25 protein-coding genes are annotated in these 24,136 nt (G+C 65.7%); 12 read left to right on the forward strand and 13 right to left on the reverse strand.

Annotated features, from left to right (window positions below; translation table 11 throughout):
- Positions 1-270: 270 nt before the first annotated feature.
- Positions 271-1,056 carry a DUF6042 family protein gene (locus tag ACIBVN_RS49605; RefSeq protein ID WP_397147986.1) on the forward strand — a complete coding sequence of 262 codons (786 nt, stop codon included), beginning with the start codon at positions 271-273 and terminating at the stop codon, positions 1,054-1,056.
- 144 nt (positions 1,057-1,200) lie between these two features.
- Here the strand turns inward: ACIBVN_RS49605 and ACIBVN_RS49610 are convergent, their stop codons facing one another.
- From ACIBVN_RS49610 to ACIBVN_RS49645, 8 genes are all read right to left on the reverse strand, one after another.
- A complete protein-coding gene (locus tag ACIBVN_RS49610; protein WP_397147987.1) occupies positions 1,201-2,025 on the reverse strand; it encodes a hypothetical protein in 825 nt (274 codons plus the stop codon).
- Positions 2,026-2,627: 602 nt separating this feature from the next.
- Positions 2,628-2,924 (reverse strand): hypothetical protein, encoded by a 297-nt coding sequence (locus ACIBVN_RS49615; protein ID WP_397147989.1) that lies wholly within the window; start codon positions 2,922-2,924, stop codon positions 2,628-2,630.
- Between the two features lie 296 nt (positions 2,925-3,220).
- Positions 3,221-3,424 carry a hypothetical protein gene (locus ACIBVN_RS49620; RefSeq protein WP_397147991.1) on the reverse strand — a complete coding sequence of 68 codons (204 nt, stop codon included), beginning with the start codon at positions 3,422-3,424 and terminating at the stop codon, positions 3,221-3,223.
- A gap of 183 nt (positions 3,425-3,607) precedes the next feature.
- A complete protein-coding gene (locus ACIBVN_RS49625; protein ID WP_397147993.1) occupies positions 3,608-4,267 on the reverse strand; it encodes a C39 family peptidase in 660 nt (219 codons plus the stop codon).
- A 15-nt stretch (positions 4,268-4,282) separates the two neighbouring features.
- Complete coding sequence (locus ACIBVN_RS49630) at positions 4,283-4,648, reverse strand: hypothetical protein (protein ID WP_397147995.1); 366 nt, start codon at positions 4,646-4,648, stop codon at positions 4,283-4,285.
- 636 nt (positions 4,649-5,284) lie between these two features.
- Positions 5,285-7,021, reverse strand: a complete 1,737-nt coding sequence (locus tag ACIBVN_RS49635; RefSeq protein ID WP_397147997.1) for a hypothetical protein — start codon at positions 7,019-7,021, stop codon at positions 5,285-5,287.
- A gap of 415 nt (positions 7,022-7,436) precedes the next feature.
- Positions 7,437-7,607, reverse strand: coding sequence for a hypothetical protein (locus ACIBVN_RS49640; protein ID WP_397147999.1), 171 nt, complete (start codon positions 7,605-7,607; stop codon positions 7,437-7,439).
- A gap of 286 nt (positions 7,608-7,893) precedes the next feature.
- Positions 7,894-8,016: a hypothetical protein gene (locus ACIBVN_RS49645; RefSeq protein WP_397148000.1), complete on the reverse strand. Its 123-nt coding sequence runs from the start codon at positions 8,014-8,016 to the stop codon at positions 7,894-7,896.
- A gap of 396 nt (positions 8,017-8,412) precedes the next feature.
- Between ACIBVN_RS49645 and ACIBVN_RS49650 the strand changes: the two genes are divergently transcribed.
- From ACIBVN_RS49650 to ACIBVN_RS49665, 4 genes are all read left to right on the forward strand, one after another.
- Complete coding sequence (locus ACIBVN_RS49650) at positions 8,413-12,303, forward strand: DNRLRE domain-containing protein (RefSeq protein ID WP_397148001.1); 3,891 nt, start codon at positions 8,413-8,415, stop codon at positions 12,301-12,303.
- Complete coding sequence (locus tag ACIBVN_RS49655; RefSeq protein WP_397148002.1) at positions 12,279-14,645, forward strand: RHS repeat-associated core domain-containing protein; 2,367 nt, start codon at positions 12,279-12,281, stop codon at positions 14,643-14,645. The genes ACIBVN_RS49650 and ACIBVN_RS49655 overlap by 25 nt, the downstream gene beginning before the upstream one ends.
- Positions 14,646-15,358: 713 nt before the next feature.
- Positions 15,359-15,727, forward strand: a complete 369-nt coding sequence (locus tag ACIBVN_RS49660) for a hypothetical protein (protein WP_397148003.1) — start codon at positions 15,359-15,361, stop codon at positions 15,725-15,727.
- Between the two features lie 308 nt (positions 15,728-16,035).
- Complete coding sequence (locus ACIBVN_RS49665) at positions 16,036-16,395, forward strand: Imm8 family immunity protein (RefSeq protein ID WP_397148004.1); 360 nt, start codon at positions 16,036-16,038, stop codon at positions 16,393-16,395.
- 106 nt (positions 16,396-16,501) lie between these two features.
- On the opposite strand, the gene ACIBVN_RS49670 is transcribed toward ACIBVN_RS49665, so the two are convergent.
- Positions 16,502-16,765: a hypothetical protein gene (locus ACIBVN_RS49670; RefSeq protein WP_397148005.1), complete on the reverse strand. Its 264-nt coding sequence runs from the start codon at positions 16,763-16,765 to the stop codon at positions 16,502-16,504.
- A gap of 555 nt (positions 16,766-17,320) precedes the next feature.
- Between ACIBVN_RS49670 and ACIBVN_RS49675 the strand changes: the two genes are divergently transcribed.
- Positions 17,321-17,467, forward strand: coding sequence for a hypothetical protein (locus ACIBVN_RS49675; RefSeq protein WP_397148006.1), 147 nt, complete (start codon positions 17,321-17,323; stop codon positions 17,465-17,467).
- 349 nt (positions 17,468-17,816) lie between these two features.
- Here the strand turns inward: ACIBVN_RS49675 and ACIBVN_RS49680 are convergent, their stop codons facing one another.
- Positions 17,817-18,293, reverse strand: a complete 477-nt coding sequence (locus tag ACIBVN_RS49680) for a hypothetical protein (protein ID WP_397148007.1) — start codon at positions 18,291-18,293, stop codon at positions 17,817-17,819.
- Between the two features lie 73 nt (positions 18,294-18,366).
- On the opposite strand from ACIBVN_RS49680, the gene ACIBVN_RS49685 reads away from it, so the two are divergent.
- Positions 18,367-19,962 carry a hypothetical protein gene (locus ACIBVN_RS49685; RefSeq protein ID WP_397148008.1) on the forward strand — a complete coding sequence of 532 codons (1,596 nt, stop codon included), beginning with the start codon at positions 18,367-18,369 and terminating at the stop codon, positions 19,960-19,962.
- A gap of 523 nt (positions 19,963-20,485) precedes the next feature.
- On the opposite strand, the gene ACIBVN_RS49690 is transcribed toward ACIBVN_RS49685, so the two are convergent.
- A complete protein-coding gene (locus ACIBVN_RS49690; RefSeq protein WP_397148009.1) occupies positions 20,486-20,623 on the reverse strand; it encodes a hypothetical protein in 138 nt (45 codons plus the stop codon).
- Positions 20,624-20,760: 137 nt separating this feature from the next.
- Here ACIBVN_RS49690 and ACIBVN_RS49695 point away from each other — a divergent pair, with 137 nt between their 5' ends.
- Positions 20,761-21,183 (forward strand): hypothetical protein, encoded by a 423-nt coding sequence (locus ACIBVN_RS49695; protein WP_397148010.1) that lies wholly within the window; start codon positions 20,761-20,763, stop codon positions 21,181-21,183.
- A gap of 66 nt (positions 21,184-21,249) precedes the next feature.
- Here the strand turns inward: ACIBVN_RS49695 and ACIBVN_RS49700 are convergent, their stop codons facing one another.
- Positions 21,250-21,465: a hypothetical protein gene (locus tag ACIBVN_RS49700; protein ID WP_397148011.1), complete on the reverse strand. Its 216-nt coding sequence runs from the start codon at positions 21,463-21,465 to the stop codon at positions 21,250-21,252.
- Between the two features lie 781 nt (positions 21,466-22,246).
- Here ACIBVN_RS49700 and ACIBVN_RS49705 point away from each other — a divergent pair.
- Positions 22,247-22,537 carry a hypothetical protein gene (locus tag ACIBVN_RS49705; RefSeq protein WP_397148013.1) on the forward strand — a complete coding sequence of 97 codons (291 nt, stop codon included), beginning with the start codon at positions 22,247-22,249 and terminating at the stop codon, positions 22,535-22,537.
- Between the two features lie 237 nt (positions 22,538-22,774).
- On the opposite strand, the gene ACIBVN_RS49710 is transcribed toward ACIBVN_RS49705, so the two are convergent.
- A complete protein-coding gene (locus ACIBVN_RS49710; protein ID WP_397148015.1) occupies positions 22,775-23,002 on the reverse strand; it encodes a hypothetical protein in 228 nt (75 codons plus the stop codon).
- A 59-nt stretch (positions 23,003-23,061) separates the two neighbouring features.
- Between ACIBVN_RS49710 and ACIBVN_RS49715 the strand changes: the two genes are divergently transcribed.
- From ACIBVN_RS49715 to ACIBVN_RS49725, 3 genes are all read left to right on the forward strand, one after another.
- Positions 23,062-23,238, forward strand: a complete 177-nt coding sequence (locus tag ACIBVN_RS49715; RefSeq protein ID WP_397148017.1) for a hypothetical protein — start codon at positions 23,062-23,064, stop codon at positions 23,236-23,238.
- Positions 23,239-23,537: 299 nt separating this feature from the next.
- Positions 23,538-23,795, forward strand: a complete 258-nt coding sequence (locus ACIBVN_RS49720; RefSeq protein WP_397148019.1) for a hypothetical protein — start codon at positions 23,538-23,540, stop codon at positions 23,793-23,795.
- Positions 23,792-24,103 (forward strand): type II toxin-antitoxin system PemK/MazF family toxin, encoded by a 312-nt coding sequence (locus ACIBVN_RS49725; RefSeq protein WP_397148021.1) that lies wholly within the window; start codon positions 23,792-23,794, stop codon positions 24,101-24,103. The genes ACIBVN_RS49720 and ACIBVN_RS49725 overlap by 4 nt, the downstream gene beginning before the upstream one ends.
- Positions 24,104-24,136 lie beyond the last annotated feature (33 nt).

Raw genomic sequence — 24,136 nt, forward strand, 5'->3', positions numbered from 1 at the left:
TTCCGCGCCCCTGACCAGCTTGGCCAGACGCTTCCAGGTCGCCGTCGCCCACCGGGCGATCATGGTGCAGGTCCGCGTGCTCGTCCTCTCGTGCCGATGATGGGTGGAGCGGCTCCCGGCAATGAAGAATGCTGCGCACAGGGAAACGATCTGCTGGTCCCCGCGGGCCGCTACTGAAGCTGGTGACAAACCAGTTCACCGATTCGCCAGCCAACGATCATGGTCAGGAGAAGACTCGACGTTGCCCCGTCGTCCTCTGGAGGTGCGTCCATGACCGCTAGCGTCGACACCGACGACATCTTGATCGGCCGAAACTGGTCGCGCTGGTTGCCGGACACCGGGGTCGTGCTCGTCTTGCAGTGGGCCACCATCCTCGGCCCGCTCGCTGTCACCCGTGACCTGTTGTCGGAGTTGCCGCTGTTCGACGGCATGCTCCTGGACGACCGCGGTTGGGCGTCATCAGCCTGGGACCGGCTGCAGCCCTACGCCGAGCAGGACATGGCCTCTTTCCGCGCCGAGATCGATGGTCGGATGGGGCCGTCGCCAGAATCCAGGAACGACCAGCACACCGGTCCCGAACTGCGGGGCCGCATCGATGAGGCGGCGGCGCGCGTAGGAATGGGCCCGCTCACCACCGTGGATGACGTCTTCACCTACATGCTGGCCTGTCAACTGATCAGCGCGCAGTCTGAGGTGAGCCCGCCCACCTACACTCTCTCCTCTGCCCCGCCGCTGCCATCGCAGGTGCTGCGGCTGCCCGTCGAGGACGCCTTCCGAGAAGCGACCTGGTACGGCTGGTACCGGAACGGGGATGCCTCTGAGCGGATCATGTCGCTGGTCGGTCCTGGGGAAGTTCGTCTGGCCACCAGTTTGGAGAAGCTCTCCAAGAGGACTCTGCTGGGCAGTGAGGCAGTACGCGAGGCTGTGCTTTGGCTGGTCGCGCGGGGCATCCTCCATGCGAACGCCGATATTGCTGCACTGGATCGTTACAAGGTCTTCGAGCTTGAGCCGGTCCCACAGCCGGCGAGCGTCCCGGACCCCGCTCTTCCCGCATAGGAAGGCGCATCCACCGCCGACGGCGAGCGGGCCGAGGCAGTACGGGTTCAGGCCCCACACCATAGGCGATTGTCAGCCACAGCGCCGCGGCGATGAGCGCGGCGAACGGCGGGACCTCTCCTGCGGTCGTCTGGTCGACGGTGATCAGGATGCCGACGGCGACCAGGGCGGCGGACGATACCTGGTGAGTGGAGGGCTCTGAGCCGAGGTCGGGGGAGTGCGCGGCTTTTGCGGGGATGGCCGGGGCGCCGACTCAGCGAACATTTTCTCCTGCGACGGTCTGCGGCACAAACACCGCTCATCGATCTCGGCGTGCTTGGCCATCTCCACCAGCTCCGACTCTGGCATCAGCCGGTGGATGTGGAAGCGGTCCTCGATCATGCCCTGCTGGCCGATCCACTTGCACCCGATCGCATGCACGCTCAAGTCGGCGGCCGTCGCGCCCACTTTCCATGCCTCAGCCAGTGTCACCACCGATTCGGGGCCTTCGTAGGACCGGTCGGCCGCTTGTGCCAGGCGTTTTTCCAGATTCAGCAGGCTCATCCCGCGCGCCGCCTGCTGCTTGCGCTTCTTATCCTGCCTGGCCCGCGCGCGGTCGCGGCCCGCCTGGGCCTGTGCCTTATCCTTGCGCGCAGCCACCCGCTCGTCATGGAGGGCTCCCAGGTCCTCCATCAACGGAGCCAGGTCGGGAAATGCCTTGGCCCAGGCGCGGACCTCCTCCAGCGAAGCCCCATGGTTGCGGCTCACCCACTCCAGCTTGCCGGGCATCTTGGTTCCGGTGCGGATCACGCCCTCGACGATCAGGCGGCGATACTCGGCTACGGCATCGTGGATCTCCTGCCGCAGGTCCGGCCTATCATGCAGGAGATTGCGGATCTCGGTCGCGGACAGCCCCATGATCCTCATCGCCTTGTCTGGGCTGCCCGTCCTGCGCACTTTCTGCAGAAACCGGTCGTACAGGTCGGCCATCCGGCCTCCTCCGTGCGAGTCCTGGTCACGGCGGCTCACGCCTCCCGGATCACCATCCGAGGGGACGATACTGACACTCATCCCGATTAGCTACCAGACCCGCTTCTGAGAACCATCGCCGGAGCCAAACCGGCCGTCCCTGATCCATCGCCGACCTCCACACGGCCGCACGCTGTCACCCCAGGAGAGTAGGGCGCGGCCAACCTGTGGCGGCAACTCCTGCCCCTGGCCAGAGGTGCGTGCCAGGTCCCCGAAGGTCAGCAACGGCGAGTGGGTGACGGCGTACGCCGTGTGGATGAGTACGCACCCGCATCCGTCCGCCGCCAGCGCATCGCACGGACTGTCGGGGTTCTGATCGAGGGCCCGCCCGCCGTGAAACGGCGGCTGCGGGCCAGCAGCAGCTCGGTCAGACTGGCGAACATCCAGTCGTCACGATCACCCGCGCAGGCGGCGCGCAACAGCCTGGCGACGGCGCCGACTGCCATGGTGCCCGAAGAGAAACGGCAGATCCGCTGTAGGACGTGTGCCGAGATACGTTACTTGGCACCAGTGGATGCGGCAGAAGCTGGCGTTTGCCGATGACGAGACACGTCAGTTGGCGCCTAATGGTCGCGTTTCTTGTCACCAACAGCACGAACGCCACCAGCGCTGTGGCGCCGGTTGGGTATCGCCGCGATGCTCTTGTCCGTCTCGCGGATGGACGGAATGCCCAGCTGACGTCGAACGGACCAGCGCACCACGGTGATGCACCAGCATGCGAGAGCGACGATGTGAACTACCAGGCGACCCCCAAAGGGCGGGATCAACATGGCCAGAACTATCGCGGTCACGACGGCCACCGTCATGGCACGCATCGAATCGAAGAAGATGGCGATCCAATGAAGCGCCCACATGGTCACGCGGAAACGGCGCGTGTGAGGAGGCTGTCGACGTGGTTCGCGTCCTCTGACCATTGGTCTCCTTCGTTGCGCATCGCGTCAAGCCCGAGGCTAGCGTCTCCAGGCGCCATCTCGAGGTGCTGATTCCTCGTCGGCTGAGGCCTCAGCCGCGTTTGAGCGGCCCTGCGGTCGATTTGGTGCCAACTTGCCTGTCCAAGTGCCGACTACGGTGTCTCGGCTCAGGACGCGCGGTCCGCGACTTCCTGTGTCAATGTGAAGCCCCAGGACATGCTTAACCGTTTGTCATCGGGAGATGCTTAACGTCCGTGGGTGCCCTTGCCTCGGACGTAGAGACGGGTGACGGGTGTGGTGTCGCGGCGGGGCCTGATGGCCAGTTCTTCCTCGCCATGCAGGACCCGGTAGTGGGTGTCTTCGATGACGACGGTGACGAGCTTGCCTGCGTGACGGGGGCCGAGTTTGATGAACTGCTTGTTCACCATGGCGTTGGCGGCCGCCGTCATCAGCCTTCAGCCACGCTCGTAGTCGTGCCGCTCTGGGGTGGTCTCCGCGGGATGAACGATGTCAGCAAGGCCCTCCATGTCCACCGAGAGCAGCATTGTCGTTCCCACGCTGATACAGCTAGCTGGTTCCTTTGCTGTGATCGGCTTTCACAACCGCGTGCCAGGGATCGGGGTGGCGGTGTTCTAGTGCGTGCGCACGGCGATGCCGCGGCCGGCGAAGTAGGACGCGAACACCGCGACGGGCAGGCTGGCCTGGCGGGCGTCGGCGGTATGGCCGGACGGGTTGTGCAGGCGGAACTCGCCGTGGTCGTGGCCCGTGATGAGGACCAGGTGCCCGCCGCGGCCGGGAGCGGGTAGGTCGGGCCGGCGGATCTCTTTGTCGACCGAGGCGATGACCAGGTGCCCATCGGCGAGCAGCTGGGGAATCTCGGCTGCGGCCAGGTGCGGATGGACGTCAGCGTGCAGGCCATGCTCAGCACGCGCGTAGGCGGCGAATGGGTCGTAGTACAGGCCCTTGATCTGGCCGCTGTCGTCTTCGACGTAACCGCCGTAGGTGCGGCAGCCGTGCACGAGCTCCAGCAAGGGCGGAGCCTGCCCGTCGCGGTGATCGAGGACCATCTGCAGGCAGGCCATGCCGCAGGCGTGTCGGCACCAACGGCGGTACTCCTCGCGGGTGCGCGCCCCAGACAGGTGCCAGCGCGGATCGTCGGCGGGATCGGCGCCATGGTAGACGATGGCGCCGATCCACTCCGCGCTCATGTACTGGGTGAACAGGGCGACGTCGTCATGCACCGCCTGCTGCGCACTGCTCGCCCCCGGTGTACAGGCCAGACACACGACCATGGTCCCGCCTCCTGTTCACGTTGCGAGGTCACCGAGCCGCGCCTGCTGCACCTCTGCCTCGACAGCCCTTTTGAGAGTCTCTGCGTCGAGTTCTTTCTTCACCAGCGCTTGCAAAGCGGCCTTCGCCTGCGATCTGCTGACGTTGTCCATGTCTTTCCAGAAGGTGTCGCTGAAGTCGTAGAGGACGTCGACCGCGTCGCCCTGCTTGGCCCGGGCGGCGCTGATGGCCTCCTTCAGCTTCTCGGGTACGGTGGCCTTGCTGGCGGCGATGAGCGTCGGGCGCGGTTCCAGCGCGGTCAGTCGCGCGATCACCTCTTGTTGGATGTAGAACGTCCGCTGAGCGGTAATCAGCCGCTTGGGGAAGGTGTACTCGTTCGCCATCAAACCTCCAGGTCACGCGCGCTTCAGGGCATGACCGTAGCATCGAACGCACGAGCGACTCGTGAGGCCCTCCCTGCACCGGGATGCAGGTGATAGACGCCCGCTCTTGCCCTGGTGCAGGCGTGCCCGCGTGGATTGCTGGTGGGGCGGGGCAGCATCCATGGCGAGGATCATCCGGCGGCTGGGCATCACCCTTGGCGTGGCGGAGCGTGCAGGATCCGAGCTGTGCCCGCGTTACGCTTCTCCGGACTGCGCGGCCTCATGCCTCGCTGGCTGAATGCCTCTTGCGGCCCGTCCGGAAGGGGGCATGGGACGGGGCAGGTAACGAGCGCCACCACGGTAAATGAGCCGATCACGACGGAGGCGTTGACGAGGCATCTACAGGCGCCGGATGGAGAGGTATCGCGTTCCCGGTAGGTTCAGCTGGTTCGATGGCAGGCTGGGTGTTGGAGCATTGCCCGCGGCAATAACCATTGGCGATGATCAGTTTCCCGCGAGCGGGAGTATAGGCAGTGGTGTGCGCGGCGACGAGCACCCCCTGACACTTCGGGCAGATAAGCGGCTGGTCGGCTGTCATGAATGGCCCTTTCGGATGTCCTCGTGTGACCTGTAATTCTGATCGCCCGCTCGAGCGGTTCAGGCGTCGGTGTCGGCTGCGGGTACGACGGCGATGGTGGCGGTGGCGGTGGCACCGGGGACTAGCTGGATGGTGTCACCCGATCGGGCCGTTGCGACCTGGTTCGGGTCGGCCAGGCGGGCGCTGTGGTACAGGACACGGCGCTGCACATCGTCCAGGAGAATGCGGCGGCCGGCCAGGTTCAGCTGAATCGGGCTGGTGGCCATGAGACCGAACTCCACATTAGAGGAGGGCAGGTGGCCCGGTGTGCCGAGGGTCATTGTGACCTGGTTCCAGGTGGTGTAGATCTCCTCGCCGCGCAGCAGCCGCCCCAGCCGGATGATCTCGGCGATCTGGCCGGGGGTGATGTCGTCCAGGTCGGGGATGGTCACGCGCTGAAGGGTGTGGGCTTGCACGGCGAGCAGGGCCTCCAGAAAGGTGACCGTCCAGCGGGCCATGCCGACCAGCGGTGACGTGCGCACCTCCGCCTCCTCCGGCTGCCAGATCGGGGTCAGGGGCCGGCCACCGCGCACCGCGAGAACCAGGCCGGCGGCCGCCGCGAGGCCGGCCACCATGCGGACCGCCGGCAGCACGTCAGCAGGAGTCTTGCCAGCCAGGGAGGTCATGGTCATCCGCACCCGATCCCGGTCGGGTCCGTTCAACAGGAACCGGAACGCCAGAACCCCGGCGCGATCGGTGCCCGACAGCCACACGCCGGGACCGTCCACGCCATGAGAGAGGCGCACGTCGATGAGATCGAGCGTGTGTGCCACCGTGTCGTCTCCAGTCAGCAGCCGGACCTCCAAGTCGGGCCGCTCACTCTCGGATTCGGTGGCGGCCAGGAAGGTGAACCGCCCCGGTCCGCCGGCCCGCAACAAGCCAGGCGGCCCAGTGATGCCCGTCACCGTGCCAGGCACATCCTGGAACGGGGCACCATAGCGAAGCCAGTCCTCAACAGCCTGGTGCTCGGGTGAGCCGACGGGGACCTCCAGCTCGACCGACGCTGTGATAGGCCGTAGCCGCAGCGACTCAGCGCAGCGCGGCAGCAACCGCATCACCAGATAGGACTCCTCATCCAGTTGCCGGTAATCCACCCAGGCCACCGCGGCGGCCGTGTGCAGATCACCGTCCCACGGCTGGTCGGCCACACGGCCGGGACGCACCTGCAACTCGTAGCGGTAGAAAGGGTCCACCTCGTTCAGCGCCGCAGCCAGGCTGCGCTGGCGGGTGATGACAGACTGAAGCAGATCCTCGGCCGCCGCCCCATGCGGCAGGTCGCGGCCGCCGCGCAGCGCGTCGGCCATCAGCCGTTGCAGACGCTGCCCGCCGTCGCCGAAGTAGTAGTCGACCAGCGCGGGGTTCTCGGCGGCCATCCCATCGAGCGTGATCCCACCCATCCAGCCGATGCGGATGCCGCTGCCAGAGGTGAGCTGCTCCAGCCAGGCCAGGCGTTCGTTGGTGGGCTCCCAAGGCGTCACCAGGGTCCAGGAGCGCACCGGCAGCACCGGCAGCGTCTCGGCGGCGAAGGTTTTCCAGGAGGCTTCCACGCTGGCCGCTTGCTTGGCCGTCAGTGCCCGGCTGTAGCGCTTGACCTGGTAGATGTCGTAGCCATCGGGATGGTGTACCCGCACATCGACGCCGCGGTCACCGCGAGAGGGGGTGATCCGGTTTCCGTGCGGATGCTTCAGCAACAGGAGCGCGGCGACGAACTCTTCTACCTTTTCCCCCGGCTCGCGCTCCCAGTTCACCGTCGTCATGCACGACAGCCAAGCAGCAACGGCCGACAATTTCGGGCGGTTTCAGGGCGCTGAGAACGGTCCTGACACCAGCGAGTTCACCGCCCGGATCCGCTTCGACCGCGACCGGCCCGCGTCTCACCTTCGGCCACGAGGCCCGGTTATCGCATCGACGCGCCCCTGGCCCCTGCATTGAGCTCCGGGTAGTCGCCCCCATCCCGCCGCCCGCCTCCCCCGCCCTGGAGCCGGGCTGCGCGGTGAAGACTCTGGCCTTCAACGCCGGGGCGCTGGCCGCGGGCGGACCGCACTGCCGGTCACCTGGTGATCGCTTCACCCGCGATGAGCAGGATGAAGGCGAGCACGCGACAGTCCCGATCTCCGGCTGCAGCCCTCCGATCACGGTCGCGCCATAGCGGCGGTGGTACGCCGAGCGGTGCTAGGCGCTCCTGGCCGACCTGAGCGGGCGCGTGCTCGAGGTTGGCCCACCGTCGGCCAGGTCCTTGCCGTCGACCCGGCGCCCATCGCAGGTGGCGATCATGGCCGAGCGGAGATAGGTCTCGCCGGCGACGGTGTAGGCGGCCAGACGGTCGCTGTGCAGTGGAATCACGGCGGCAGAGTCTGGCGCCGGGCTGGTCTCGTTCATCATCACACCTGTAGGGGGCGCCGTCGGATTCGCTGCAAGAGCGCGCTGCACGCGCCAGGTCTCCCCGGAGCCGCCTGCGTCGGTGTTGCGGATGGCTGCTTCGGAGGCGCCGAGCCAGAACTCGGGCCTTTCCACGGGTCAGCCAGCCTGTCGACGCGCGCCTGGCGGGCGATGTCCTCGGCGGCGCGCAGATGCAGATGCAGCAGCGCCGCCTTGACGTGCCGGGCGAGCTGCCGTGCCTGGATTCTCGTCATGGCGGCCGTACCGGGACCTGCACGTCGGTGAGGTGGCGCAGTTCCTGCTCGGCATCCTCGCCGTCCAGCCGGAGGCCGATTGCGGCGATCAGCGTCTTGTCGAGGTCGCCAGCCGCCATTGCTTCCAGCCCGGCGGTGGTGCAGTCGCGACCAGAGAGGGGGCAGGCATTGAGGTACTCGTTCGGCGTCGGGTCGGTTATGACGTCAGACCGGAGTACATGCGTAGACGTTCACCATGATCATCGACGATGGTGTCAGCTCAGGGCCACGCGGGCGCAGGCCGCTGCCACAGTAAATCCGGGGGTCTTCTGCGGCGGTTCGCCCGTATCCATCGAGGGGCTTTCCTCGACGGGGCCCGGTCTTGATCACCCAGTTGATCTTCATATACGCTTCCTCCGCTTTGCCTGTGTTTTACCTCAAAACATGCTGAAAGTGAGGTATGGGTGAGTTCGTCTTCACCCCCCGTAGCGCGTCTATCCGCGCCGGTGCGCATGCGCCGGTCTGGGACGCGCTTCGTGGTCACCACCTTGGTGACCACCCTGACGCTGAGCGCGTCTTTAACGGCTGAGAACGCCTCGGCCTTCGCCCAGGTCTCCCCCACGCCAACCGGTGCCGCGACGCCCTCCGTGCAGCCGGTATCTGAGCGGCCCGACCGTGTCTCCGCCGCGTTATCAGCTCGGCTGCAGGGCAGCCGGGTCCTCATCGGCGACGCGACGACCGAGTCGAGCGTGTCTTACGCCAACCCGGATGGGACGATCACGGTCGAGACGACCAGCGGCGTGGCCCGTATCCGGCGCGGCGAGCAGTGGTTGCCGGTCGACACCTCGCTGGTCGCGGCCGGTGGGGTCTTGAGGCCCAAGGCCGCCCAGGCGGTGGTGGAGTTTTCCGCCGGTGGGGCGGACAAACCGCTGGCGCGCCTGGAACGTTCCGACACCCAGTCCTATGCACTGACCTGGCCCACCCCGCTTCCCGCGCCGAAAGTGGAGGGCAACAAGGCCACCTACCCCGATGCCGCCGGTCCGGGCGCCGATCTGGTGGTCACCGCGCTGCCGAGCGGCTTCGGCCACGACATCGTGTTGCGCGAGCGCCCCACCGGCCCGGTGGAGTACAAGATTCCCGTTGAGGTCAAGGGACTCACGCTAGCCGAGACCAAGGAGGGCGGCCTCAAGCTTGCCGACGGCAAGGGCAAGACGGTGGCCGCCGCTCCGCAGCCGGTTATGTACGGGGCGACCCCGCAAAACGCCTCCCCCTCCACCTCCACGCGGACGTCGTCCGACACCGTGCAGGCGGCACCCATCGGCACCATCGACACCCAGGTGGTTGAGCAGGACGGCCGCCAGATGCTGGTGCTGCGGCCAGATGCGAACTTCCTGGCCGATCCCGCCACCAGCTATCCCGTGACAGTGGATCCGGTCAGCTCGTTGACCACGCTCGGCGACGTGACCGTGGTCTCGCCGAACGGGCAGTCCGGCGGCAACTCGATCACGGTGGGCAACAGCGACACCAGCACCCAGCGCAGCTTCATGCGCGCCATGCTGGCCTTCGACACCTCCGCCATCGTGGGCAAGTCGGTCACCGACGCGCGGCTGGAGCTGCAAAGCGGCGGCAGCTTCGACTGGGGCTGTGTGACCGGGCAGACGGTCAAGGCACAGCGCATCACCTCGGCCTGGGACCCGCGCACCACCTACTGGAGCAACCAGCCGACCGCCACCACCGAGGACGAGCAGCGGGCCACCGAGCCGGGCCAGTGCACCAGCAACTCCGCCATCCCAGCCGGTACCTGGACCTGGCCGGTGACCGGCATGGCCAAGGACTGGGCGGGCGGCGCGGCAGGCAACGGCATCGCGCTGCGCCTGGTGACCGAAGACCCCACCCTGTTCAAGGACCAGTACCAGCGCTCCTGGCAGTCCCAGGAGTCGGCGGGTAGCGGCGGCACCCCGGCCAAGCTGATCATCACCTACGGCTCCACCCCCTCGGTTGTGCAGCTGCGCGCGGCTCCGATCACGGCCAACGAGGGCATCGTCTACACCACCTCCACCACCCCGAGCTTGTTCGCCGGCGTCACCGACCCCGACGGCGGGCTCCTGCGGGCCGAGTTCGAGGTCGAGAAGGACCCGGCCTCCGGCAGCAGCGGCCAGCTGTGGGCTGGCGCCGTGGACGGCGTCACCGCGGGCGACAACGCGAAGATCACCGTGCCCGCAGGCAAGCTGACGGACGGAACGAAGATCCGCTGGCGGGCCCGCGCGTTCGACGGCACCGACTACTCGGCCTGGTCGTCGTGGCAGCAGCTGACCATCGACGCCACCGCACCGGCCGCTCCCACCGTGGAGTGTCTGGAGTATGACAAGGACAGCTGGACGACCCGGCGCCGCCCCCTGGGTGACCCCACTGAATGCACCCTGTCCAGCACCTCCGATGATCGGCGTTCCTTCCGCTGGGGGCTGGATGACCCGTCCGCTCCCCATGACGCGCCGCTGAAGGACGGCACGGTCACCTATCCCAACGCCCGCCCCATCAAGATCGACCCCACCGACGGCTGGCACACCCTGTATGTGCGCACCGTCGACGTCGCACGCAACACCTCTACTCTGACCAGCTACAGCTTCGGCATCGGCGCCGGTGGTCTCGTCAAACCTGTTGCCGGTGACCGCAGCCAACGCTGGCTGGCCCTGGTCACCGCTGCGGCGCCGGACCGTACCCAGGTCCGCTACGAATACCGCAAGGCCGGCTCCGGCGCTTCTTTCACGCCGGTCCCCACGGGCGATGTGACCGTGCCGGGCACGGGCCAGCCGATCACGGCCTGGCCCCAAACCCGTACCGACACCAGCAAGAACTTCCCGGAACTAGCCTGGGACCTGGCCAAGACCCTGCGTGACGCCCAGATTCCCGACGGCGCGATCGAGCTGCGTGCCTGCTTGCCCGGCAGCGCGGAAGCCTGCACCGATCCGGTCAAGATCACTCTTGATCAGTCCGCCTTCGGCGGTTCCTACGCCACCAGCGATATCGGTCCAGGCGAGGTGGCGCTGCAGACAGGAGACTTCGCCCTCTCCAGCACCGACGCCAACCTGTTCGGCATTTCCGTACAGCGGACTCTCACCACGCTGAACCCCACTGGCGAGCGCGCGGACGAGCAGTTGGCCGAGAACAAGGTGTTCGGACCCGGCTGGCGCGCAGGGTTCCCCTCTACCCCCTCGAGCATCGCCGCTTTCTCCCCGACCAGCGCTGGCGAGTCCGGATCCCTCCAGCTCGTTGGCGCCGACGGCTCGACACTCTCCTACACCAAGGACGGCACCAGCTTCAGCGGCGTGGGGGATGCTGCCGACGGATCTCGCATTACGGCCACGAGTGAGACGCTCGTCTACACGGACGCCGCAGGCAGTAAGACCACCTACACCAAGGTCAACGGTAAGTGGGTAGTAGCCCGCGCCGAAACCGCGGCGGCCGAATCGGCGGTCACCTACTACCGAGACGCAAGCGGGCGGGTGACCCGGATCCTCGCCCCTGTCCCCGCCGACGTCACGTGCGGGACAACGCTGGTGGCCGGCTGCCGGGCGCTTGAAATCTCCTACGCCACCGCCACCACCGCCACAGGCGTCGCCTCCGGCTGGGGCGACTTCAAAGACCAAGTCAAGAACGTGTCGTTCACCGCGTTCGATCCTGAATCGAACGCCATGAAGACGACGCCGCTGGCCACGTACCTGTACGACTCGACCGGACGCCTGCGCCAGGTTACCGACCCGCGTACCGACCTAGCCACGGTCTATTACTACACAGGCGAGGGCCGCATCTCCCAGATCACCCCGCCTGGGCTCGCACCGTGGCGGATGGAGTACGACAACCGCGGCCGTCTCGCGCACGTGCAGCGCGAAGGAGGCGACGTCGACCCGACATGGGCGGCCGCCTACGATGTGCCGATCGGCGGCACGCAAGCGCCGATCGACTTGACTGCGGCACAGACCAACAGATGGGGTCAGTCGACGGATCTACCGGTGATAGGTGCGGCCATATTCCCGGCCTCGCATGTGCCGCCACGTGGTAGTGACGGCGCTTACCAGCCGCTCGCCGCGGACTGGGAGTACGCAAGCCTGGTTTACACCGACGTCAACGGGCGGCCAGTCAATGGTGCTCAGTTTGGTGCCGGAGCCTGGCAGATCTCCGCTACCCGGTATGACAACAAGGGCCGAGCGATTTGGGAGTTGACTGCTGGGAATCGCGCGCAGGCGCTCACCCCAACTCCGGACACCGATCCCTACGTTGCCGGACGCCTCGACTCGGCAGAACGAGCGAATCTGCTTACCCGGGTCAGAACCTATGGCGATAACGACGAACTGATCGAAGGTCTGGACCCTGCACGGCCGGTGCTCCTGGCGTCTGGGCGCTCGTGTCCAGCCGGCAACGCACGCTGATCACTTATGACGAGGGCAAACCGGTCAGCGGCACGATCTACCGGCTGCCCACCACGACGAAAATTGAGCCCACCGTTCTTGATGGCTCGGCTACCCCCGGCCCTAACGATGTTCGAACCACCAAGATGGGCTACGACCCCAATGTCTCTGGCGACGTGAGCGGCTGGGTATTGCGACGCCCAACGAGCGAAACAACCGTCCTCGACGGCCAGGCTGATATCGTCCGGAAGCTTCGCTTCGATGCTGCAGGCCGGGAGATAGAGCGTCGCATGCCCGCCTCGAACGGCGCGGACGCCGGCACCACAGCGCTCAGCTACTACACCGCCGGCGCACACCCCTCTGTCACGGAGTGTGGAAACAAGCCTCAGTGGGCCGGGCTGGCTTGCCGTGCAGCGCCGGTGACGCAGCCAGCGCAGAACCCGCTCCCCGTCACCGTGACGACCTACGGGTATCTCGGCGATGCGGCAACCGTCCGTGAAACTGTGGGGTCCACCACGCGGATCACGACTACCCGCCGCGATGCCGCAGGCCGAGTGGAGAAGTCAAAGGTAGAAGTTCTGCCGGAAGCAGAGGGCGGCAGCGCTCTGCCCGAGATCAGCTACACCTACCATCCCGCCACCGGCATGCAGACCCAGGCAGAAGCGGGCGGCGCCGTCGTCAGCACGAGCTATGACAGTTTCGGCCGAGAGACCTCAACTACCGACGCCGACGGCAACACCTCGATCACCACCTACACCGTGGACGACCAGGTGGCCACCGTCAACGACGGCAAGGGCGTCACCACCTACACCTACGACGGCACCAGCGCAGACGGGAAGACGGAGCGCCGAGGCTTCCCCGTCAAGATCGAAGCGTCCAGCGTAGGTTCTTTCACCGCCGCCTATGACGCTGACGGTCAGTTGACTCAGCAGGCCTACCCGAACGGGTTGACAGCCACCTATCGCTATGACAACCGCGGCAAGAGGATCGGCCAGACGTATTCCAAGAGCGGAACACGTTGGATGGAGTTCACCCAGACTCCTGACTTCCTGGGGCGAGCCTCCGCGAGCACCAGCTCCGCCAGCAGCCAGCGATACACCTACGACACCGCTGGTCGCCTCACACAGGTTGCCGACAGCTATAAGGGCCAATGCACCACGCGCGTCTACGGCTTTGACGCCAACTCCAATCGCACCAGCCTCACCACATACGGTGCCGATGCGGCCGGTGCATGCTCCACCTCTACCACCACGACAACCAGCACATCGAGCTTCGACAACGCCGATCGGATCACAGACAACGGCTATTCCTACGACACCTTCGGCCGCACCACCCAGGTACCTGGTCACCACGTCGAAGGCGGAACCAACCTACAGGTCGGCTACCACGTCAATGACATGGTCGCATCTCTCACCCAAAACGGTCAGCACAAGACCTTCACCCTGGACCCGCTTTGGCGTATCCGTTCGATGGTCAGCACCGGTGGGCCCCGCCCTGGCACGGTCGTCAATCACTACTCCGGATCGGGCGACAGCCCGGCCTGGATAGCCGAGGCGGATGGCACGTGGACCCGCAACATCGTCGGTTTTAATGGACTGGCAGCAACCCAGTCCAGCACCGGCTCTAGCACCATCCAACTCATCAACCTGCACGGGGATGTCGTCGCCACCAGCGACAACACCACGGCAGCCGTCGGCATCACAGCCTACTTCGAGCAGACTGAGTACGGCATTTCCCGAACCGAGAACACCACCAACCCCATCCGATATGGGTGGCTCGGCGGAGAGCAACGGTCCATAGACAGCCTCGCAGGCCTGGTCCTCATGGGGGTGAGGCTTTATAACCCGGCAACTGGACGCTTCCTCCAAGTCGATCCCGTTTTCGGAGGCAGCGCCAATACCTATGACTACTGCTCTGCCGACCCCATCAACTGCTTCGATCTCGACGGCAAACGCGAATGCCAACTCTTCTCGGTCTGTGGCGCAACCTTCTGGGCCATCGAAGAAGCGCTTGGCATCGTCTGCCGCGGCACCGGATTCGGCTACCTCGCCTGCAAAGGCCTTGTCGGCGGCATCGTCGCACTAATCAAACACGGGTACGAAAGGAGCGACGACCCCAGAGGGCTAGGAACTGCCGAAGAGGTCATGGGCGTATTCTGGAAAGGCTTCTGGGGAGCAGTCGGCTCGGAAATAGCGCTTGGCGGAATTCTACCGGCACTCCTATATAAAGCGGCAGAATTTATGGACAATAAATATGTAAAAAAGCTCCTCGGGTCATGGGCGGGCATAATCAAGGACATCCTGAAAAAGGCGGCAAATAAGCTTTCGCAGGGCCAGCTCAACGGCGGCAAGAAAAAGAAATGATGCCAGTCTCAAATTATAGCTGGCCGAGTAGTTAGTCCATTACCCTAGTCTTGTGCCAGGCGTGGCCTGGCGCAAGACTAGGGTATGATGTTTACGCTCCAAAGAGGGCCCTCAAGTGCGGAAGGTGTCATGCTAGCGCCAAAGAAGATCGCGCAGCTCCTCGCAGCCTCTATCATTATCCTGGCAATAGTCGCGATATGTGCCACAGTCGTCGGCCTCTGCACGGCGTTCATGGGCATTGGCTTCGAGAGAGGTTTTCTTTTTGGGACAAGTGGCACAGCTATTGCTTTGATCGGCGCCTGGCTCTCAATTAGGCGCGAGAGAAAAAGTAGACAGCGGGACTGATACTTGACCTCGACAACCGCACGCGGCGACTCGGCTCAGATGTGAACCTGCCCATGAGCTGTCAGCGGGACATCGCCGCCAGCGGCAGGGGCGCGAGCCGGGGCCGGGACCGTGGAGCGATCGCTGGCAAATGGGTGGACGTCCCGCTCGGGCAAGCCGGATCACCGTGGACCAGCGCATGGGTGTTCGGGGCCGTGCCCTCCGCGTAGCCCTTCGGCGAGTCCGGGAAAGGAAGCGTGGAGCGCTGTGGGTCTCGGAGGCGCCAAAGGGTCGTTAGAGCCCAGGGTGGTGAGGTTGAGGAAGAATCCTCCTCCCGCGTAGATCAGGCCCAACCTTGGGCGGAACCCCCAATATCTCCGGTCGCGACGTTGCCGGGCCGCCTCTTCAACCCCGCCGCCGGACGCTTCCTCCAAGTCGACCCGGTCGAAGGCGGCGGCGACAACGCCTACGGCTACTCCGTCGATCCCATCTCCCAGGCCGGCCTCGACGGCCACATCTGGGGCTGGGTCAAGAAAGCCGCCAACACCGCCGTCAAATACGTCAAGAAGAACCCTCTAGACGCGGCTCTTGTGGCAGCCGGCTTCGTCCCCGGACTCGGCGCAGCCGCTATGGCTGTGCGCGGCGTTAGGGCGGCAATTGGCGCAGTGAAGATCCTGCGTGCCGTGAGAGCCGCCAGAGGCGCCGGCATGGCGGGTGGAGTGGGGGCGACGCGCGCCGCATCGAGAGTCGCAGGCTGAATCCATGTGGGACGCGGCGCGAAGCAGTTCACCACGGACAGTGGTGGGCGTGGCTATATCTCGAAAGATAGGCTGAGGCAATAGAGCCCTTGAATACAAGAAAAGCACCAAGAGATACCAGTCGAACTTCGAAACACGGACACGCAAGAACACTAAGTGGAAAAGGGCCGACAATTATCATGTCAAACACAGCTACAAGGGTAGACATCGTCGCCGTTAGAACCCTGTCGTAGAGTATGTCCTGTATGGCCTGCCGACCCGCGAACGGGTCGGCAGACCATATCCCGAACAGTGTAAGAATGATTTACATGCATGCTGTGGTCAATGCCTTCCGGTGGGTAGATCTCGAAGATCGCGAGCCCGATGCAAGTCGTGATGACGCTCACGAATTGCTAGAGATCTATGTGGGAACCGATATTGGACACGGACAAGATAGATTTCAGGTGGAGGTTGTCACGCCTAAGGCGCTCGCGCGTTGCCTAGAGGAACGCCCTATCATGCTGGGTGTGCATTATCTGATAGTTCGAGAATTCAACCCAAGCGCCGTGGAGAGGCACCTCAAGAGCGTAATCGAGTCCATTGAGGCGTCAACATGGGAAGGAGTGGCTAATATCGTCGATCGCATCGCAGAATGGGAGTTTGGCCCAGACCTGGCAGAACTGTCGTGATGCCTCAGGTGGGCTGACAAACGAATGACTGCCGATGATCGCTACGGGTCTTCTCTGCCGCTGGCTGCCCTTCGGGGCCCGGGCCACCGCTCTGGGGCGACGGTCATCAGTCGCCTGCGGTGCGGCTGGCCATCATGGCGGCCAACCAGGCCCGGTCAGCGGCGACCGCTTGAGGGTCGGCCGGGTTAGCGAGGGCGCGACCGCCGGGTTCGGGCGTGGTGTCGGCATGTGTCGTGCCGGACAGGCGGTGCCGGTTGAGCACCTCCCGCTGGAAGATCGCCTCAGGCTCTGTCGCGCCAGTAAGCGGCGCGGAGCGGAGCTCGTGACGGCGTACGACCTCGCGCTCGAAGACCTCATCGGGCTCGGTCATGATCCAGTCCGGCACGGCGGGCGCTGAGCGCGCTCGTGTGGGCCTCTGAGCACCGTTCCCGGCCCCCCTGGACTGGCGGAGCGTGGACTGATCGGCTTTGGCGGCCGCTGACGCGCCGTCGCCGGGGTCTCCCCCAGAAAGATCGTCGATCACGAGCTTGAAGCCCCTACCTCACGTCACTCAAATAGTGGTCCTGTGGAGAATGGCGAGGTTTCGATTCGCCGCATGCGCAATACCAAGTTCCACCTATGCACCGTGTCCCCGGCATCGTGGAAGCCCTGTCGAGCGTCGTCACCAACGACTGCAGCAACGGCGACGAGTTCTTGTGGCTGGTCCAAAATACAGTGATCGGCGCACGCTCATTCGGCAATACGGTGCCGCCGCGCCTACCAGGCGCACTCGTCGGCCGCGCGAGCAATTCCGCGAGGAAACAACCCAGCCGCCGCTGCGGCGCTCGAGGCGGCCGTTGCCGCCACTCGGCTGGAAACCACCCAGGCCGCCGCCGGCCTGATGCTTCCCGGGGATGATCGTCATGAGTCGCGACCTCGGGACGGCGTGAGCCGCGTGGCGTTCCCCACCGCTGGCATCGACGCGTCGCGGCACCCGGACGGCGCCGTGGTGCTGTATCACTGGGGCGGCGAGATCCGGCTCGGCGCCCCAGAACACGCCCCGGCTCAAGCAGGGCGCTGGCCGCCGCGCTGATGGCCGTCACCGCACCACGCCCTCCCCCTCGACCTGCCGATAAGGGGGTCGCTTGAGCAACTTCGTTGGATTTGAGGCCGTCGCTCGGGCAACCCCAGCTACGGATCCCGAGCAGCTACCGGACCCACTTCTGAGGAACATCGCCGGAGCAGAAACGGCCGAGTTCAGCAAATGTCCAGGCGTTTACCGCTGCGCGTCTGTCCCGGACGGCCGGTCGGTAGCGGTCGAAGCGGCCCGCCCGGCACCGCGTGGTCCGGATCGTGAAACGTGCCGAGTCTGTTGGAGGCTGTGGCGTGCCCCGGGGCACACCAGCGACTCCATCGAACCCAGGGCAGACCATCCCGGCTGATCAGGCCTCGCTCGCCCGCCAGAGCTGGACAAGGTAGGTTTCCTGCCCATCGAGGGCCTGGCGGGCGTTCTCGAAAGCCGGGTCGGCAGGGTTATGGGTGGTGAAGAGACGGTTGTAGGCGTCAGCGGTACGCGTCCGGCTCCAGGCCGTGATGCGCAACCGGTAGGAGCCGGGAGCGGGCAGGGCGAAGACATCGTGCATCCAGCCGGCGGCGATCTGGTTGACGCTGATCTGGCCGGTGGGCAGGTCCAACTGCACAGTGTGGCTCACGGCTTCCGCATCGGGTTCCGGCTCGCCGGGGGGCCCGTCCATGGCCTGTAGCCGCACGGTGACGGTGGCACCGTCCTGAGCGGTGCGGATGAGCACCGCGGAGTCCGCGGCACTGACCCAGTGCCCATCGGCTGCCGGTACCGGGGGCGGGGGCTGATCAGCGGTGCCGGCATCGGCCAGGCCGAACAGGTGATGATCGGGATACACCCGAAGGCACGTTTCGGAAATTGCAGTAGCCATCTTTACTCCCGCAAGTTATGGTAATCGGCGGCGCTCAGTCATGCGCCCCGAAGATCTGCTTCGGGGGGTTTCTTTGCATGCCCCTGCCACGGGGAAAGGGAGTTTTTCCTGGTCAACCTTTGCGTGCGCGTTTCCGTACCACGATCCAATGATCACGGGGAAAGGTACAATGCGACGTTCTCAAAAAATTTTGATCACCGCGGCCAGCGCGATCATCGCCATCACCGCGTTACCCGCATTACCCACGGCCGCCACCGCAGACCCGGCACCACCTAACTCACCTGCGGCTACGCCATCACAGATGCCGTCCGGAACCCCGGACGAGGTCGAGATCACCACCGGCTTTACGACCGACCCGAAATGGGTGAACAATCCCGGCTCAATCGTCAGCGAACTCAAAAAGGGAAAGACGTTCGCGCAGCTCGGACTCGACACAAGCACCCCCAAGAAGATCACGCCGGTGACCCCGCAGCAATCCCAGAAGCTCGCCAAATCCTCCGGCCAGTCCTACACCGCCAAAGCCGACGACTACGACCAGCCGACACTCGCCGCGCCGCCCTACGACTACATCAGCCTGGAGGAATGCCGGGCCAACACCGAGCTGTCGGGCCGCCCTGAGGGCTGGATCAAGAACCACTTCGCCTACTGCGCCATGGGCGTCACCTTCGCCGGCGCCCGCATCCGCTGGGGACCGATCTGGTGGCCCGCCGGCTCGGTCGAGGCACGGGTCACCCTGATCGGCTACGGCAAGGCCGAACCCCGCCCCGGATCCACCACCGACCGGTTCGTTGACTTCAAGATGTTCATCGACCAGGTCAAGCCCGACGGCCGCTGGTGGCGACCGGACTCCACCTTGGAGGTGGAGATGGAATGCGGCGGCTGGCCCACCGCCTCCGCCTGCCAGGTCGGCCGCAACGGCCGCGAGGCGCCGGTAACGGAGTGGATGGACAACGGCGAAGCCGAGTTCGAGCTGTTTTCCCCCGCCGCCCCCGCCGACGCCTCCGCCGGCGAGCAGAAGGCGATCGGCGTGTTCCGCCCCACCTTCGACTGGGAGATGCCCGGTGCCCGCATCTCCCCGGATGAGGCCAAGGGCAGCGAGAGCGGTGTGCGGTTCGACTCGGCCTGGTACCTGCCGCGCAAGCAAGGCGCCATCTTCGACCGCACCAACCCCCGCATCGACTTCGCCCTGGACAGCGAGTATCGGGAGAACACCGAGCACGTCGACCAGGCACTGCACCGCCCCGGTGAGACCAAGCCCTTCAAGGAGGGCAAGAAGCTGCCCGGCGGCTCCCCGGAGAATCCGCTGCATCGGCTCTATCAGGGCATCAGCCCTGAGCACGCCACCCGCTACAACCGCAACAACACCATCGCCCGCGCCACGTGCGACCGCGAATTCCCCGGCTGGAACAGCGAACCGGGCAAGCTTCAGTGCGATGAATACCCCTTCCGCTCCACCTACGAAGGCGCCGCCCGCGACGAGTACGAAGGCGGCGACGAGCACAAGTACCTCAACGATTTCTCCGTCAAACCGATCCTGTCGGACCACAACTCCAAGGCCGGTACCCGCCTGGGCGTATGGTACGGAGCCGACCGCATCCTGAACGGCGACCACTTCTTCGTCCGCATCACGCCCTGACCGCACCACCGGCGCAGGCCGGGCCGTGCCCGAGGGGTACGGCCCGGCCCCAGGTCGGCATGTCCGGCTTGTACCGGTCACCGCAGCTCGGTCACCGTGGCACCGCGGCGCTGGCCCGTTCCGAGCCCTGCCACAATGTCGTTGCTCGTAGAGAGCGAATCACGCCACGGCGTCACATCTATCGACCACGTACGCGGGTCGAGATCGGTACGGACCCGTAGGAATCTCAACGGGCGCCGCCGCGCGGCACCCCGCGGAGAAGACCCTTGAGGCATACGGCTTTAGAGGCGGAGAACCCAGCCGTGGCACGGCCAGTCCCCCGACAACCGTCCCCTGGCAAGCGGTGACGGCCGCGTGACCCTTTGATGGCCGAGACCGGCGCCGAGCGGGTCGGACAGGCGGTCACCGCGCCGCCCGGGCCACCGGCTCCGCCCCAGCAAACGCTCACCAGCGAGACACCCATGAGCGCTCTTCCTCGACTCGTAAGCCCCATTGCGGCAGGTCTTGAGAGCGAACTCTGGGGTCAGGGCTCTAGGAACTTCTCCGAGAACGGATAGTCGTACTTGCGTTCCAGCTCCAGGCGCCGCTCGGCGAAACGGTCCCGGCCACGGGTCTCGCGGTACCTGTGCAGGGCTTTGCGGGTCTCCGGGGAGTTCCGCAAGCGGCGCAGGTCGAGACATCCGCCAGCGTCCCGAGCAGGCGGACTTCTCTGAACTAAGGTCAACGGTTTTCTGTCGGCTGATTCAGGTGTCGGCAAGATGCTGAGTTGATCTAGCGTGTGATTGGGATCATCCCCAGGTGAATCGAGGAACAGCGTTCTGGCGCGAGCTTCTCCTGACCCGGCTCAGCTCCGAACCAACCATCATCGTGCGGGACGTCGTCGCCGAGGTCCTGGAACGCCAGCCCACGAGTTCGGAGATGAACGCTGCTCGCAGAGCCAGCCATCGCATCGCCGAGGCCGGCGAGGCAGTGCTGATGAGCCTGTATCCGAGTCAGGCCAGGGGCGAGGATTGCAGTAGGTTCGGCGAGCGGCGGGCATCCTGTCTGACGACCGATGACGCCCTGGCGCGAAGGTTGCCGTTCTGTGTCGAACGCAGCGCAACGCAAAAGCCGGGGTGGTGGAAGGACAGGGATTCTGAGGCGTTCAAGCAGGCCAGCGCAGTAGCCGGGCCCGAACTGGAGGCGGCGGAGAGGGCGCTCTCTCAACTTCTTCGGCGATAACGAGGCTGGCGTTGCGGTGCGGCCGGTCAAGAGAGAAGACCCAGGGTTCGGGCATCTCCCAGACCGTCAGCTGACGGTCTGGATCGCCCTCCTCGTTTGCGTATTGGTGATCAAGTCCACGAGAGTCCGCGGGTCCTGGCCCGATAGCCCGTCGAGCAGGGTGATAATCGGTTCGAGTAGGGGCATGACGGCCTCGGGTGCGATGGCGTCGTCGCCGCTGTGGTCAAGCCCGATGACGATCTCCGCGAGGGCCTTGGTCAGCATCCGTTCGAGGGCGGTCATGAGGGACCTCCTGGCCGGGTGGTGGGGAGGGTGGCGGTGCCCTCGAGAGGCTTCCGGGCTGGACCGCTTAGTCGGCACCACCGAAGGGTTAACTCCAGGATGGTGGCGCTGTCATTGATGGAGCAGACCCAGGGCGATGAAGTACAGGCACCCGCCCACGGCCAGCACCAGCGTTATCACGAACATGATCCGCACTGAACGTCCCGTCCGGCTACCTGATCTGACACGGGTCACGATGGGTCTCTTCCCGCAGCGGGACGCCGCCAACTAAACCAGGGGTCAAGCGGCCGTCCCAGCCGCTTTCAGTACCGCATGTCTTAAGGAGGTGTGGGCGGGTGCATAAAGGCTGGTCGCCGTGGGCGACGCCGTGGCCTTCGCCGCGTTCGGCACTTCTCCCCAGAACCGGGGCATGCGTAGCCGCCCGCTGTCGTGGCGCAGGCGAGGTGCTGTCCCAGACCCGTGCCTGCCGGCGAATACGGCTACGAGCGGCAGGAAGGCTGCACCGGAAGCCCAAGGCTGAGTGGGTTCCGGGGGCGGCTGCTCGCAGGGTCCAGGGTCGTCGGCTGCCGTTTCAGCTTCCCGCCAGCCGTATCTGTCCTCTCGCATGTGCTGAGGGCGCGCCGGCTCCTGCCTTCGTGGGCGTTGGACACCATGGCCTTGTCCGGGGACGCGCAGGGGGCGGTGACCGTGGCCGTCGACCCGATTGCGACGTGGCGGGCCCAGCTCGACGCCGCGGAGGAGCTGGCCAACGCCGCGCTCAACAGGCGCAGCCTCGCTGGGGATGACTCCCACTCCCCGTACCGGGCCGGCGATGATGCTGCAGCTGGTGGCCGGGCAATGGCTGGTGCTGCGAGAGCTGACCGCGATCCGCCGCGACCAAATCGAGTTCGTCCAGCAGTGGAAGGCGTCGGAGGGCCTGTCCGACGCGAGACTGCTGCCCGGCCTGCAGCGTGGGGCGCAACTCCTCGCCGAGGCGCGGCGCGGTCCAACGCTCGCTTCGCCGACCAGCGGATCGCCCAGCTCGAAGCCCAGATACTTGATCAGCTCTCCGTTGCCCGAGGTGACCACCTAGAACGCCAAGCGTGCGAACTGCAGCGTGTTCATGACGACGGAGTGAGATGGCTCCGGATGTCCGTGGGCCTCCGCGCCACCGTGATCACAAACTGCTGGCAATAGGCCAAATCTTCGGCAGAGGGTGCATAGACGTCAGGATGACAGACGTCCCGCCCACCGTTGAGCTTCCGGGATACATGCGTGGGAGCTGCAAGAACTTGAGATATGCGTGATAGTCGACGCCAAGGGTGATCACTTAGAGGGCGTTCCGTGTCGCCAGCGTGATGTCGGTCAGCTTGTTGGTCTGCTCCGCAAGCTTGGTCGCATCACCTCTCCAGTCATTCTGCGTTCGCAACAGCTGGGCGGATGGCGCGTTCGTCGAGTCGCCAGCAAGGCTGGGGCCGAAGCTGAACGGAGGGTCGCGGACGTCTTGCTCGATGTGACCGCGGAACAGCGCATCCAGCGCATCGACCAACAACGCCATAGCCTCGACGCGGTCGCCGGAGGAGTTCGCTGCCGCCGACGCTTTGAGCCGAGAGCGGTGTGCCCGGCCGCTCCAAGCCGGTGCTCGCCGCAGCCACGCTCACCGTGGTGCCCGAGCCGCTGCTGCGCTGGCCAAAGGGCCGCGAGTACAGCGCGGAACTGCACGCCGACTGCGCCGCCACCACGGCGAGTTGCTGGAGCTTTCCGACGACAGCCTGCTGGCCCGGATGGGCATGATCGACCCCGAGCACTGGCGAGGCCTTCAGGCTGCTGTGGCTGATCGATCAAGCCTGTGAGTGCGGTGAGCTGCCTATTCGGACTCGTCTTCCTTGCCGGCGAGACGGTCGCCCTCCGGGAGGTCGGCTACCACTGGTTCAACCTGTGAAACTTCTACACCGCGGGCACGTCCATCCTGCTCATGGTGGTCTCCACCGCCATCATTCCCTTGCTACACCTGTCGTCAGACTGCACCCGGACCCGGACCTGAAGGCGCGCTCTTCCTACCGCGGGTAATACCGGGCGGGTACACTCCGCATATGGCTATGGAGAAGACGTCAGTCAGCATGGAAGCCTGGATCTTGAAAGCCGTACGCAAGTACGCTGAGGACAACGGACTTAGTGTCTCGGCCGTCCTAGCGCGCGGAGCCCTCCGTGAGATCGCCGCCAGCCACACCGCGACCGCCCGCGCCACGGTGTACGGCGCCGGCGCGGTCGCCACCCAGGAGGCCGACGAGCGCATCACCGCCGAGGACATCACCCGAGCCGCCGATGAGCACCGTGGTGAGGCCGCGTGAGCCATCGATTCGGCGAGCTGTGGACCGTCCAGCTCGGCGACCGCGACGAGGTCCGCCTGATCGTCTCCGGCGACTTCTACCACACCCTTTACGGCGACAACGTCCTCACCGCGCACGTCGAGGCGGCCGACATGGCGCACGCCCTCACTGCGTTCGTGGTCGACGTCGGTGAGGGCCGCGCCGCCATGGTAGATCGCATCAGCACCGTGGCGGCCGTCCGGCTCAAGGGGAAAGTGGGCGACTTGCCTGACGAGCAGCTTGCCGCCGTACGCGGCATGATCGCGACCATCTTCGGCACCGCAGGGTAGCCCCGAGCAGCCGTAAGGCGCTGAGAGTGTTCA

It is taken from the genome of Nonomuraea sp. NPDC049400, assembly GCF_044466425.1.
GTDB lineage: Bacteria > Actinomycetota > Actinomycetes > Streptosporangiales > Streptosporangiaceae > Nonomuraea.

Coding starts and splice junctions, on each gene's coding strand:
- ACIBVN_RS49625 (WP_397147993.1), bottom strand. CDS start 4,267: ATGGTCGTGTGTCTGGCCTGTACACCGGGGGCGAGCAGTGCGCAGCAG.
- ACIBVN_RS49645 (WP_397148000.1), bottom strand. CDS start 8,016: ATGGCGGCTGGCGACCTCGACAAGACGCTGATCGCCGCAATCGGCCTC.
- ACIBVN_RS49700 (WP_397148011.1), bottom strand. CDS start 21,465: ATGACCGCCCTCGAACGGATGCTGACCAAGGCCCTCGCGGAGATCGTC.
- ACIBVN_RS49710 (WP_397148015.1), bottom strand. CDS start 23,002: ATGGCGTTGTTGGTCGATGCGCTGGATGCGCTGTTCCGCGGTCACATC.
- ACIBVN_RS49610 (WP_397147987.1), bottom strand. CDS start 2,025: ATGGCCGACCTGTACGACCGGTTTCTGCAGAAAGTGCGCAGGACGGGC.
- ACIBVN_RS49605 (WP_397147986.1), top strand. CDS start 271: ATGACCGCTAGCGTCGACACCGACGACATCTTGATCGGCCGAAACTGG.
- ACIBVN_RS49635 (WP_397147997.1), bottom strand. CDS start 7,021: ATGACGACGGTGAACTGGGAGCGCGAGCCGGGGGAAAAGGTAGAAGAG.
- ACIBVN_RS49685 (WP_397148008.1), top strand. CDS start 18,367: ATGCGCCCCGAAGATCTGCTTCGGGGGGTTTCTTTGCATGCCCCTGCC.
- ACIBVN_RS49705 (WP_397148013.1), top strand. CDS start 22,247: ATGACTCCCACTCCCCGTACCGGGCCGGCGATGATGCTGCAGCTGGTG.
- ACIBVN_RS49620 (WP_397147991.1), bottom strand. CDS start 3,424: ATGACGGCGGCCGCCAACGCCATGGTGAACAAGCAGTTCATCAAACTC.
- ACIBVN_RS49630 (WP_397147995.1), bottom strand. CDS start 4,648: ATGGCGAACGAGTACACCTTCCCCAAGCGGCTGATTACCGCTCAGCGG.
- ACIBVN_RS49665 (WP_397148004.1), top strand. CDS start 16,036: ATGCATGCTGTGGTCAATGCCTTCCGGTGGGTAGATCTCGAAGATCGC.
- ACIBVN_RS49720 (WP_397148019.1), top strand. CDS start 23,538: ATGGCTATGGAGAAGACGTCAGTCAGCATGGAAGCCTGGATCTTGAAA.
- ACIBVN_RS49670 (WP_397148005.1), bottom strand. CDS start 16,765: ATGACCGAGCCCGATGAGGTCTTCGAGCGCGAGGTCGTACGCCGTCAC.